The organism is Actinosynnema sp. NPDC091369 (assembly GCF_044757065.1).
Lineage (GTDB): Bacteria > Actinomycetota > Actinomycetes > Mycobacteriales > Pseudonocardiaceae > Actinosynnema.
Genome location: NZ_JBIVUG010000009.1, coordinates 1 through 11,681 on the forward strand (window position 1 = coordinate 1; position 11,681 = coordinate 11,681).

11 protein-coding genes are annotated in these 11,681 nt (G+C 73.6%); 6 read left to right on the forward strand and 5 right to left on the reverse strand.

Annotated features, from left to right (window positions below; translation table 11 throughout):
- The first annotated feature begins 273 nt into the window (after window positions 1-273).
- Genes alr through tsaE form a run of 3 tightly spaced genes read left to right on the forward strand, consistent with a single transcriptional unit; the run spans window position 274 to window position 2,953 of the window.
- Window positions 274-1,398, forward strand: coding sequence for an alanine racemase (gene alr / locus ACIQMJ_RS28810; protein WP_499764143.1), 1,125 nt, complete (start codon window positions 274-276; stop codon window positions 1,396-1,398).
- Window positions 1,395-2,498 (forward strand): alpha/beta fold hydrolase, encoded by a 1,104-nt coding sequence (locus ACIQMJ_RS28815; RefSeq protein ID WP_499764144.1) that lies wholly within the window; start codon window positions 1,395-1,397, stop codon window positions 2,496-2,498. Before alr ends, ACIQMJ_RS28815 begins: the two co-directional genes overlap by 4 nt.
- Window positions 2,495-2,953, forward strand: a complete 459-nt coding sequence (tsaE, locus tag ACIQMJ_RS28820) for a tRNA (adenosine(37)-N6)-threonylcarbamoyltransferase complex ATPase subunit type 1 TsaE (protein WP_499764145.1) — start codon at window positions 2,495-2,497, stop codon at window positions 2,951-2,953. The genes ACIQMJ_RS28815 and tsaE overlap by 4 nt, the downstream gene beginning before the upstream one ends.
- Before the next feature lie 30 nt (window positions 2,954-2,983).
- Here tsaE and ACIQMJ_RS28825 read toward each other — a convergent pair whose 3' ends face one another.
- From ACIQMJ_RS28825 to ACIQMJ_RS28840, 4 genes are read right to left on the reverse strand one after another with little or no spacing between them, the layout of a single operon-like run.
- Window positions 2,984-4,207, reverse strand: a complete 1,224-nt coding sequence (locus ACIQMJ_RS28825; RefSeq protein WP_499764146.1) for a carboxyl transferase domain-containing protein — start codon at window positions 4,205-4,207, stop codon at window positions 2,984-2,986.
- Window positions 4,204-5,538 carry an acyl-CoA synthetase gene (locus ACIQMJ_RS28830; protein ID WP_499764147.1) on the reverse strand — a complete coding sequence of 445 codons (1,335 nt, stop codon included), beginning with the start codon at window positions 5,536-5,538 and terminating at the stop codon, window positions 4,204-4,206. Before ACIQMJ_RS28830 ends, ACIQMJ_RS28825 begins: the two co-directional genes overlap by 4 nt.
- A 34-nt stretch (window positions 5,539-5,572) precedes the next feature.
- The gene (locus tag ACIQMJ_RS28835) at window positions 5,573-5,878 is read right to left on the reverse strand and encodes a thioredoxin family protein (RefSeq protein WP_499764148.1); all 306 of its coding nucleotides are present in this window, start codon (window positions 5,876-5,878) and stop codon (window positions 5,573-5,575) included.
- Window positions 5,866-6,237: a MerR family transcriptional regulator gene (locus ACIQMJ_RS28840; RefSeq protein ID WP_499764149.1), complete on the reverse strand. Its 372-nt coding sequence runs from the start codon at window positions 6,235-6,237 to the stop codon at window positions 5,866-5,868. Before ACIQMJ_RS28840 ends, ACIQMJ_RS28835 begins: the two co-directional genes overlap by 13 nt.
- 71 nt (window positions 6,238-6,308) lie before the next feature.
- Between ACIQMJ_RS28840 and tsaB the strand changes: the two genes are divergently transcribed.
- The 3 genes from tsaB to tsaD are packed head-to-tail and all read left to right on the forward strand — an operon-like array spanning window position 6,309 to window position 8,483.
- Window positions 6,309-6,983 carry a tRNA (adenosine(37)-N6)-threonylcarbamoyltransferase complex dimerization subunit type 1 TsaB gene (tsaB, locus tag ACIQMJ_RS28845; RefSeq protein ID WP_499764150.1) on the forward strand — a complete coding sequence of 225 codons (675 nt, stop codon included), beginning with the start codon at window positions 6,309-6,311 and terminating at the stop codon, window positions 6,981-6,983.
- 11 nt (window positions 6,984-6,994) lie between these two features.
- Window positions 6,995-7,438 carry a ribosomal protein S18-alanine N-acetyltransferase gene (gene rimI, locus ACIQMJ_RS28850; RefSeq protein ID WP_499764366.1) on the forward strand — a complete coding sequence of 148 codons (444 nt, stop codon included), beginning with the start codon at window positions 6,995-6,997 and terminating at the stop codon, window positions 7,436-7,438.
- A complete protein-coding gene (gene tsaD, locus ACIQMJ_RS28855; protein ID WP_499764151.1) occupies window positions 7,431-8,483 on the forward strand; it encodes a tRNA (adenosine(37)-N6)-threonylcarbamoyltransferase complex transferase subunit TsaD in 1,053 nt (350 codons plus the stop codon). Before rimI ends, tsaD begins: the two co-directional genes overlap by 8 nt.
- Window positions 8,484-8,668: 185 nt before the next feature.
- Here tsaD and ACIQMJ_RS28860 read toward each other — a convergent pair whose 3' ends face one another.
- A complete protein-coding gene (locus tag ACIQMJ_RS28860; protein WP_499764152.1) occupies window positions 8,669-11,665 on the reverse strand; it encodes an AfsR/SARP family transcriptional regulator in 2,997 nt (998 codons plus the stop codon).
- Window positions 11,666-11,681 lie beyond the last annotated feature (16 nt).

The window sequence follows — 11,681 nt, forward strand, 5'->3', positions numbered from 1 at the left end:
GGTTCGATCTCTTCCCTAGACAAGAAGATGATCACCCAAGGGCTGCTTCCATGATCAACCGGGTCCCGACCTCACCCACCAGGTTAAAACTCAAGTTCAGAACGCGTGAGTCCAACGCTCAGAACACGTGAGTTGAACACTCAGAACACGGTCGGCCCGTCCTGAGTGTTGAACTCGGGGTGCCTGAACGTAGGACTCTCGCGTTCCGAACGTAGGACTCTCGCGTTTTGGAGGTTCGACTCGCGCGGTCGGGGTGGAGGTGGTTGTGTCACCATGAACGGCGTTATGGCTGCTCCTCGCGCTGAGGTCGTGATCGACCTCGACAACCTCCGGCACAACGTCGCCCACCTCGACGCCCTCGCGCCCCACGCCGACACGATGGCCGTCGTCAAGGCCGACGGGTACGGGCACGGCGCGGTGGAGGTGGCGAGAGCGGCGGTCGAGGCGGGCGCGACGTGGCTCGGCTCGTGCTCGCTCGCCGAAGCCCTGACGCTGCGCGCGGCCGGGCTGACCGTGCCGATCCTGGCCTGGCTCGACCCGCCCGGCACGGACTACGCGCCCGGCGTCGAGCAGGACGTCGACCTGTCCGCGTCCTCCCTGTCCCAGCTGGAGGAGATTTCGGCGGCGGCCGAGAAGGCGGGCCGGACCGCCCGCGTGCACCTCAAGGTCGACACGGGCCTGTCCCGCAACGGCTGCCCGGCCGCGCACTGGCCGGAGCTGGTCGAGCGCGCCGCCAAGACCCCGAACGTCGAAGTTCACTCGATCTGGTCCCACCTGGCCGCGGCGGACGAGATCGGGCACCGCGCCACCGACGCCCAGGCCGAGCGCTTCGACGACGCCTACCGCGAAGCCGTCGCCGCGGGCCTCGACCCGCGCCGCCACATCGCCAACTCCGCCGCGCTCATCACCCGCCCCGACCTCCACCTGGACCTCGTCCGCCCGGGCATCGCGATCTACGGCCTCAACCCCGTCCCCGTCCCCACCGACCTGCGGCCCGTGATGACGTTCCGGTCCGCGGTCGCCCTCGTCAAGCGCATCCCGGCCGGGGAGTCGGTGTCCTACGGTCTGAGCTGGACCGCGAAGCGCGACACGAACCTGGCCCTGGTGCCCGTCGGGTACGCCGACGGCGTGCCGCGCAGCCTGTCGAACCGGATGGACGTCCGGCTGGCCGGACGCCGCCGCCCGGTCGTGGGCCGCGTCTGCATGGACCAGGTCGTGGTCGACTGCGGCGACGACGTGGTGGCGGAGGGGGACGAGGTCGTGCTGTTCGGACCGGGTCGCGACGGCGAGCCGACGGCCCGCGAGTGGGCCGACACCACCGGCACCATCGACTACGAGATCGTCACCGGCATGTACCGACCGCGTGTCACCCGGAAGTACGTGGGGACACGGCGGTGAACACGGTCTGGAAAGCCGTCGGCTGGGCCGGCGGCATCCTCGGCGCCGCCGCGACCGGTGTCGCCGTGGGCGTGGCCGCGAACCAGAAGAAGGTGTCGCACGACCGCAAGGCCGACGACCCGCTCGCCGACGAACCGCTGGGCCGCCTCACCCCGAACCGCGAGTCGACCGTGGCGGCCGACGACGGCGTGCCGCTGTCGGTCGAGGAGGTCGACCCGGAGGACGGCGGGAAACCCGAGGTGACGGTCGTCCTCGTGCACGGCTTCGCCCTGGACCGCCGCAGCTGGCACTTCCAGCGCCGCGACCTGGCCAAGCTCACCGAGCCGCGCGTCCGCCAGGTCCTGTACGACCAGCGCAGCCACGGCCGCTCCGGCCGGTCCACCGCCGAGGGCAGCACGATCGACCAGTGCGCCAAGGACCTCGACGCGGTGATCCGCTCGATGGCGCCCCAAGGCCCGTTGGTGCTGGTCGGCCATTCCATGGGCGGCATGACGATCATGGCGTTGGCCGAGCAGCGCCCCGAGCTGTTCGCCGACCGGGTGCGCGGCGTGGCGCTCGTCGGCACGGCCGCGGGCGCGGTCGGTGGCGCGGGCCTGCCGAAGTCCGTGCTGTCCCGCTACAACCCGGTGACGTTGGGCGTCGGCCGGCTCGCCGGGTTGCAGCCGGGCCTGGTGGAGTGGGTCAGGCGGCGGGCGTCGACGCTGACGTGGAGCGGCGTCCGGGCGCTGGCGTTCGGCACCGGCAAGGTCAGCCCGTCGCTGGTCGACCTGATGGAGCAGATGATCGGCGGGACGACGGTGCAGGTGCTCACCGAGTTCCTGGAGACCCTCGGCACCCACAACCGCTACAAGGCGCTGGCCGGTCTGCGGCACTGCGAGGTGCTGGTGATCAGCGGTGACGCGGACAAGCTGACGCCGTTCTCGCACGCCGAGCGGATGGCCGAGGAGATGCCGCACGGCGAACTGGTCCGCGTGTCCGGGGCGGGCCACATGCTCATGTTGGAACAACCCGACCTGGTCACCGGGCACCTGGTCGGAGTGGTTCGGCGCAGTGCCGCCGAACGGTCGGAAAGCAGGCGGCGTTGGTGGCGACGAGCGTGAGCGTGACGCTCCCCGAGGTGCACGACACCGAGGAGTTCGGGCGCAAGCTGGGTGGACTGGTGCGAGGCGGTGACCTGGTGCTGCTGTCCGGGCCGTTGGGCGCGGGCAAGACGGCCCTGGTGCGCGGCCTGGCCGCCGGCCTCGGCGTGACGGGTCGGGTCAGCTCGCCGACGTTCGTGATCGCCCGCGTCCACGATCCCGCGCCCGGTGGGCGGGGGGTGCCTCTGGTGCACGTGGACGCTTATCGGCTCGGCGGTCAGCTCGACGAACTCGACGACCTCGACCTCGACACCGATCTGGTGGACGCCGTGGTGGTGGTGGAGTGGGGAGAGGGTGCCGCTGAGCGGTTGTCCGGGGACCACTTGCTGATCAAGCTGGAGCGTCGGGACGATGACGTGCGCATCGCCCACCTGCACCCGCACGGTGCTTGGGTGGATCGCGAGCTTCCGGCCTGAGCACTTGTGAGCTTTGTTCTTCACGATCTTTCAGCTCGTGAAGCTTCCGGAAATCCCCCGAACCACACCCAACTCCACCAAATCCTGGGGGCGGAGCCTCAAGTCGTCCGCAAGCCTGGTCACGTCGTCCCGCTTCAGGATCGCCGCCGCCAGTTCCGGTGCGATGACCGAGAAGTAGGCATCCGGGGTGATCCACGTGTGCTCCGGGGACGACAGGGCCAACGCCCCGCCCGACCCGCCTTCCCCGACGACGAGGGTCGTGATCGGAACCCGGGCCTCCGCGACCGCCGCGAACAGCTCGGCGATGGCCGCGCCGACACCCGCCCGCTCCGCCGCCGCGTCGTTCGCCGCCCCGGGCGTGTCCACCAACGTGAGCACCGGCAAGGCGAACCGCGAAGCCAGCCGGACCAGCCGGGCCGCCGAGCGGAACCCGGCCGGGGTGTTGGCGGTTCCGGTCTGGGCGGCGAAGGCGATGGCGCGTTCGCCCCGCCGCCCGATGCCGCACAGCATCCCCGCGTCCACCCCGCCCGCGCGGTCGCCGCTGAGCGGCATCCGGAAGTCGAAGTAGTCGTCCAGGTAAGCCCCGGCACGGGGGCGGTCGGCCGAGCGCGCACGCTGCACGGCGTCCCAACCGTCCACGGGCAGCTCTTGAGCGCCCAAAGCGCGTGGCACCTCGGCAGGAACGGCGTCGCCGTGGGTGAGCAGCCAAACGACCTTCGCCACGGTCGAGTCGACCTCCGCCGCCGGCACGACGACGTCGACCGTGCCGGCCGCGAACTGGCCCTCAGCGGTGTAAGCGGGATCGTCGGCGGGCCGCACGCGACTGCCCGCGAAGCCGACCTGCGCGCCCGCCACCCCGATGACGACGTCGGCCCCGGCGCCCAGCGAAGCCCACAAGCCGCCGGTGGTCGGGTCGCCCAGCACCGACACGTGCGGCAAGCCCACCTCCCGGTGCACGGCGCACAGCCGCGCCACCCGCTGGAGCTGCCGCAACGACAGCATCCCCTCCTGCATCCGGCTCCCGCCGGTGGCGATCCGCGACACCACGGGCAACCGAGCGGCCCGCGCCTCGGTGAACGCCTCCTCGATCAGCGCACCGGCGGCGGTGCCGATCGAGCCGCCGAGGAACCGGAAGTCGAAGGTGATCTCCACCGCGCGCGCCGCCCGGCGCCACGTCACCGACTCGACGCCGCCGGACCGCGCCCGCGCCCGGCCGAGCTGCTCCTCGTAGCCCGGCCAGCCGAGCGGGTTCACCGCAGCTCCCGCTTCAGCACCTTGCCCATGTCGTTGCGCGGCAACGCGTCCACGTACCGCACCACCCTCGGCCGCTTGTGCGGCGACAGCAACCTGGCCACGTGGTCGCTCAACGCCTCCGGCGCGGGCGGCTCGCCGTCGGCCACGACCCACGCGACCACCCGTTCACCGAGGTCGTCGTCCGGCTCGCCGGTCACCGCGACCTCCGCCACCGACGGGTGCTCCAGCAGGGCGTTCTCGATCTCGCCCGCGCCGATCTTGTACCCGCCGCTCTTGATCAGGTCGGTGGCCCGCCGGCCGACGATCCGCACGTACCCGTCCGGCTCCACCACGGCCAGGTCACCGGTCCGGAACCAGCCGTCGCGGAACGCCTCGCGCGTGGCGTCCGGCCGGTTCAGGTACTCGAGGAACAGGTTCGGCCCGCGCACCTCGATCTCGCCCGGCTCGTCGCCCGACCCGCCGACGACGCGCAGCTCCACCCCGTCCAGCGGCAGGCCGACCGTGCCGGGCCGCCGGTCGCCGTCCGCGCGGACGCTGGTGTTCATCAGCGTCTCGGTCATCCCGTAGCGCTCCACCACCCGCTGGCCGGTGAGCCGCGTGATCCGCTCGTGCACCGAAGCCGGGAGCGCCGCGGACCCGGACACGAGCAGCCGGGCCTCCCCGAACGCGGCGGCGTGCTCGGGCTCGGCCGCGATCCGGTGGTACATCGTGGGGACGCCGAACACCATCGTGCCGCCGGCCCGCAGCGCTCCGGCCGCCTTCGCGACGCTGAACGACCCGAGGTGGTGCACCGTCCCGCCCCGCCGCAACGGCCCGATCACCCCGACGCCCAAGCCGTGCACGTGGAACAGCGGCAGGCCGTGGACCACCACGTCGTCCTCGGTCCACGCCCACGCTGCCGCCAGCGCGTCGAGGTTCGTCGCCAGCGCCCGCCTCGGCAGCACCACACCCTTGGGTGGTCCCGTCGTGCCGCTCGTGTAGACGATCAGCGCCGGCGCCTCGCCGTCCGGCTCCGGCAGGTCGACCACCGGGCCGGACGGCAGCACGTCGTCCACGACCAGGTCGGGCGCGCTGTCGGCGAGGATGTGCGCGAGCTCCCGCTCCCCGACCTTGGGGTTGAGCGGCACGACCGGCACGCCGGCCAGCAACGCGCCGACGATCACCACGCACGTCTCGGGGGTCGGCCGCGCCCACACCGCGACCCGGCGCCGCCCGACCAACCCGCCCGCCACCGCGCGGGCCTCGCGGGCCAGCTGCTCGTACGTCAGCTCCCGCTCGGGGAAGCGCAGAGCGATCTTGGGTGACGGCGAGGCCAGCGCTGGCAGCAGCATCCCCTTACAGTGACCGGCCCGGGCACCGGACGCATCACAAGTGTGGTTCGAGCCACGCGATCAGGTGGATCTTCGGCCGAGCGCCGACTGTCTGTGCGACCAACTGGCCGTCCCGGTAGAGCTGGAGCGTGGGCGCGGACATGATCCCCTGGTCGCGGGCCGTGCGCGGGCTGGCGTCCATGTCGACCTTCACCACGGTCAGGTCGTCGCGCTCCCGGTCGATCTCGTCCAGCACCGGTTCCAGCATCCGGCACGGCCCGCACCACGCGGCGCCGAACTCCACCAGCACGTTCCCGGTGGTCACGGCACCGGTGAACTCGTCGTCGGTCAACGTCCGCACGGCCTGCTCCTCTGCTCGGCGTCCTGAAGCTGCGCGCGCACCTGGTCCCGAACGGCCTGCAACCGGGTGATGCAGTCGTCCAGCTCGGCCAGCTTGCGCCGGTACACCTGGACCGACGCCGGGCAGGCGTCGCCGCTGGTGTGGCCGTCGCGCAGGCACTGGACGAACGGCCGGGTGTCCTCCAGGGCGAACCCGATGCCGGTGAGCGAGCGGATCTCGTGCACCAGCTTCAGGTCGTCCTCGTCGTACTCCCGCTGCCCGTTCGCCCCGCGTCGCGCGGTCAGCAGGCCGAGGGACTCGTAGTAGCGCAGCGCACGGGTGGTCGTGCCACCCCGCCGCGCCAGTTCTCCGATGCGCACGCGCTCATCCTCCGACTTGACGTGGACGTCAACACAAGTGTGGTCCACGCCACCCGATACCCTTGGCAGTTGTGCTGGTGCTCGCCTTGGACACCGCCACCCCCGCCGTCACGGCCGGTGTGGTGGAACTGACGCCCGGTTCGCCCCCCCGGCTGCTCGCCCAGCGGGTGACGGTGAACGCGAAGGCGCACGGTGAGCTGCTCACACCGCACCTCCAGGAGGCGCTGGCGGAGGCCGGTCACCGGCTCTCCGAGCTCGACGCGATCGTGTGCGGTTCGGGTCCCGGCCCGTTCACCGGGCTGCGCGTGGGCCTGGTCACCGCCGCCGCGCTCGGCCAGGCGCTCAACCGCCCGGTCTACCCGGTGCCGACGCCGGACGCCGTCGCGCTGGACGCCGCCACCGGCAAACCGCTGCTCGTGGCCACCGACGCGCGCCGCAAGGAGGTGTACTGGGCGGCCTACGACGCGGCCGGCCGGCGCACCGACGGCCCGCACGTCGACCGCCCCGCCGACCTGGTCGCGAAGCTGCCCGCGGTGGCCGAGGCCGCCGGCGAGGGCGCCGAGCTGTACGCCGACGTGATCGGGCTGCCGGTGGTGGCGGCGCGCTACCCGTCGCCGGTGTCGCTGGTCGCGGCGGCGGCCGAGGAGCTGCTCGCCGGCGCCCGTCCGGCCGCGCTCACCCCGCTCTACCTGCGCCGACCCGACGCGGTGGAGCCCGTCGGCCGCAAGCGGGTGACCCGGGCGTGAGCTCCGGCACCGTGACGATCGCGCCGCTGCGCCGCCGGGACGCGGCGCGGTGCGCGCAGATCGAGCAGGACCTGTTCCCCGGCGACGACCCGTGGAGCGCGGACGCGTTCCGCAGCGAGCTCGACCACGGCAACTTCTACGTCGGCGCGTACGTCGACGAGACGTTGATCGGGTACGCGGGCCTGGGCCTGACCGACTTCGAGTCGAGCGTCCACACGATCGCCGTCGTGGCGGACTACCAGGGCAGCGGTGTCGGCAAGACGCTGCTGCGCGCGCTGCTCGCCAAGGCCGACGAGCTGGGGCTCCCGGTGTTCCTGGAGGTCCGCACGGACAACGCGCGGGCCATCGGCCTCTACCTGGCGCACGGGTTCGAGCACCTCGGCCTGCGCCGCCGCTACTACCAGCCGTCGGGCGCCGACGCGTACACGATGGGAAGGCCCGCGAACCGTGACTGACCGGCTCATCCTCGGTATCGAGAGCTCGTGCGACGAGACCGGTGTCGGCATCGTCCGGCTCGGCCCGGACGGGTCGATGGAACTGCTCGCCGACCAGGTCGCGTCCAGCGTCGAGGAGCACGCCCGCTTCGGCGGCGTCGTGCCCGAGGTCGCGTCCCGCGCGCACCTGGAGGCCATGGTGCCGACCATGCGCCGCGCCGTGGAGCAGGCCGGGATCGAGCTGCGTGACGTGCACTCCATCGCGGTCACCGCAGGTCCCGGGCTCGCGGGAGCCCTGCTGGTCGGCGTGTCGGCGGCCAAGGCGTACGCGGCGGCGCTGGACAAGCCGCTGTACGGCGTGAACCACCTCGCGGGCCACGTCGCCGCGGACACCCTCCAGCACGGTCCGCTGCCGAAGCGGTGCGTGGCGCTGCTGGTGTCGGGCGGCCACTCGCAGCTGCTGCTGATCGAGGGGCTGGCGGAGAAGATCACCGAGATCGGGTCCACGGTGGACGACGCGGCGGGCGAGGCGTACGACAAGGTGGCCCGGCTGCTCGACCTGCCGTACCCGGGCGGCCCGCCGATCGACGAGCTCGCCAAGCAGGGCAACGGCTGCGCCATCGCGTTCCCGCGCGGGCTGACCGGTCCGCGTGACGCGAAGTACGACTTCTCGTTCTCCGGCTTGAAGACGTCCGTGGCGCGGTGGGTGGAGAAGCAGGAGCGGGCGGGGGAGGAGATCCCGCTGGCCGACGTGGCCGCGTCGTTCCAGGAGGCGGTGGCCGACGTGCTGACCGCGAAGGCGATCCGGGCGTGCCGGGACCTGGCGGTGGACACGCTGGTCATCTCCGGCGGGGTGGCCGCGAACTCGCGGCTGTCCGGCCTCGCGGCCGAGCGGTGCGCCGAGGCGGGCATCGAGCTGCGCGTCCCGCGTCCCCGGCTGTGCACCGACAACGGCGCGATGATCGCCGCTCTCGGCGCGCACCTGGTGGCCGCCGGCGCGAAGCCGTCCGCCCTGGACCTCTCGACCACCCCCGGCCTGCCGGTGAGCACCATCCAGATCCTCTGACCCCGCGCGTGTCGAACGCTCAGGCCCCGCGTGTCGAACGCTCAGGTCTCGTGAGTCGAACGTTCACGTCCCGTGAGTCGAACGCTCAGGACCCCCGAGTTCCACGTTCACGTCGGCTCCGGCCGTACCTGAGCGTTGAATTCGGGGTACCTGAGTGTTCGACTCGCGGGGCCTGAGCGTTCGACTCACGGGTAGGGGACGGTCAGGCCGTCGGCGTGACCGGCGGCGAAAGCGGCGGCGTAGGCGTCGGAGCCCAGGGCGGCGCGGGCCGCGGCGGAGATCCGGTCCACGTCGCCGCGTTCACCGGAGGGCAGCGGCACGCCCACGGACGCACGGGCCGCTGTCGCCGCGCCCAGCAGCCGCGCCGCCGTCCCCGCGTCGCCCGCCAGCGCCCGAGCGCCCGCCAAGCCCTCGAACGCCAGCGCGATCGCCCGCGGGTCGCCCACCTCCCGGGCCAGCGCCAGCCCCTCCGCGTGCAGCTCCTCCGCCCGTGCCGCGTCACCGCGCTGCTCGGCCACGAACCCCAGCTCCGCCAGCACCAGCGTCGCGCCCGCCGCGAACCCGACCTGCCGGTGCCACGACCGCAGCCGCTCCCAGTGCGCCTCCGCCTCGTCCAGCCGCCCCTCCCGCCGCGCACCCAGTGCCAGCCCCGTCACCGCGTACACCTCACCGGGCGAGAAGCCGTGCTCGGCCGCCGCCCGGCGGGCCCGTTCGTGCAGCTCACGCGCCTTCGCGTAGTCACCGCGGGTCAACGCCACCCGGCCCAGCCAGGACAGCTTGTACGACACCTCCGGCCACGACCGCAGCTCCTCCGCCACCCGCAGCCCGTCCCGGTGCACGGCTTCGGCGCGGTCGTGGTCACCGGTCAGCTGCGCGAGCATCCCCAGCCCGAACGACGCCTTCAGCCGCCCCCACCGCTCGCTCAGCGACTCGAACAGCGCCGCACACCGCGCGGCCGACGCCCGCGCCTGCTCGACCGAACCCCGGGCCAGCGCCTGGCTCACCCGGTCGCTGTGCGCGGCGGCCACACCCCACCGGTCGCCCAGCTCCTCGAACGCCGCCAGCGCCTGGTCGGTCAGCCGTTCGGCCGACGGCATATCGCCTACAGTCGACAGCACGTAGCCGAGGAACCACCGAGCACGTGCCTTCTGCAGGCAATCGTCAATATCCGCCGTACCGGCCACCGCCGCCGGCTCCGCCGCCTCGCCCAGCAGCAGCCCGAACCCGGCCCGCCACGCCGCCGTCACCGGATCGGTCGCCGTCATCAGCCGCCGGCCCTCCCGCAGCCGACCGCGCAGGAACCAGTACCAGGTCAACGCGCGCGTCAACCGGGCCGCCTCGGCCGGCCCCGACGCGTCGTGCGCGGCACGCAGGTTCGCCGTGTCGGCGTCCAGCCGGTCCAACCACGCCAGCTGCCCGGCCGCCCGCAGCTCCGGGTCGGCCCGCTCGGCCAGCGCCAGGTAGAACGCCGCGTGCCGCCCCCGCACCTCCTCGAACTCGCCCGCCTCCCGCAACCGCTCCCGCCCGTAGTCGGCGACCGACTCCAACAACCGGAACCGCGGCTCGCCGGTGTGCTCGGGCGCGACCACCAGCGACCGGTCGACCAACCGGGTCAGCACGTCGAGCACCTCGTCCGCCGCGACCCCGCCACCCGCGCACACGGCCTCGGCGGCGTCGACCGCGCACCCGTCCACGTGCACGGACAACCGCCGCAGCACGGTCCGCTCGGCGTCCCCGAGCAGGTCCCAGCTCCAGTCGATCATCGCCCGCAGCGTCCGCTGCCGGGCCGGCGCGTCCCGGTGCCCGCTCGCCAGCACCCGGAACCGGTCGTCCAGCCGGTCCAGCAGCGCCGTCACGCCGAGCCCGCGCACCCGCGTCGCGGCCAGCTCCACCGCGAGCGGCAGCCCGTCGAGCCGGCGGCAGATCGCCTCGACCACCGGCGCGGTGTCCGGCGTCACGGCGAAGCCCGGCGCGGCGGCGGCAGCGCGCGCTGCGAACAACGTCACCGAATCCGACAGGTCCAACGGCGGCACGGCCCACACCGTCTCGAACGCCAACCCGAGCGGTTCCTGGCTGGTGGCCAGCACCCGCAGCCCCGGCACGGCCCGCAGCAGCCGGGAGACCAGCGCGGCGACCGGCTCGACCAGCCGCTCGCAGTTGTCCAGCACCAGCAGCACCTCGCGCCCGCGCAACGCCTCCACCAGCGCCGTCCCGGAAGCGTCCTCGCGCACGCCGAGCACGTCGGCCACCGCGCCCACCACCTGCTCGGCCCGCCCGACACCCGCCAGCTCGACCAGCCACACCCCGTCCGCGACCGCCGAGCGCCGGGCCACCTCCAGGGCCAGGCTGGTCTTGCCGACCCCGCCGGGACCGGTGAGCGTCACCAGCCGCGCGTCCCGCGGCAGCCCGCACAGGTCCCGCACCGCCCGCTCCCGGCCGACCAGCTCCGTCACGGGCACCGGCAGGTTCGTGCGCGCCGCGACGGACCCGAGCGCCGGGTCGTGCCGGAGGACCGCCCGGTGCAGGGCGACCAGCTCGGGCCCCGGTTCCAGCCCCTGCTCCTCGGCCAGCGCCCGCCGCAGCTCCGCGTAGGTCGCCAACGCCTCGACCTGCCGCCCGGCCCGGTAGAGGGCGCGCATGTGCAGCCCGCGCAAGCGTTCGCGCAACGGGTGCTGCGCCACCTCGGCCGCCAGGTCCACCCCGCCCGGACCCGACTCGGCGAACTCCTCCAGCGCCGCCAGACGCTCCTCGGCCCACCGCGCGGTCACCGGGGCCAGGAACGGCGCGTCGGCGAACTCCGCCAGCGGCTCGCCGCGCCACAGCGCCAGCGCCTCGCCGCACCGCCCGGCGGCCACCAGCTCCCGGAACCGCAGCACGTCCAGGGTGGACGCGTCGACCCGCACCGCGTACCCGGCCGGCCCGTGCGCGACCAGCTCCCGCCCGCCCGGCTCCGCCGCCTCCAACGCCCGGCGCAGCTGGGAGACCTTGGTCTGGAGCGTGTTCACCGGGTTGCCGGGCGGCCGGTCGCCCCACAGGTCAAACGCCAACCGGTCCGCGGACACCGGACGCCCCTCGTGCACGAGCAGGTCCGCCAGCAGCAACCGGACCTTCGCCTCCGGCACCCGCACCGCGGCACCGCCCGCCGCCCACACCCCGAGCGGACCCAACACCCCGAATCTCACGCCCGGACCGTAACCG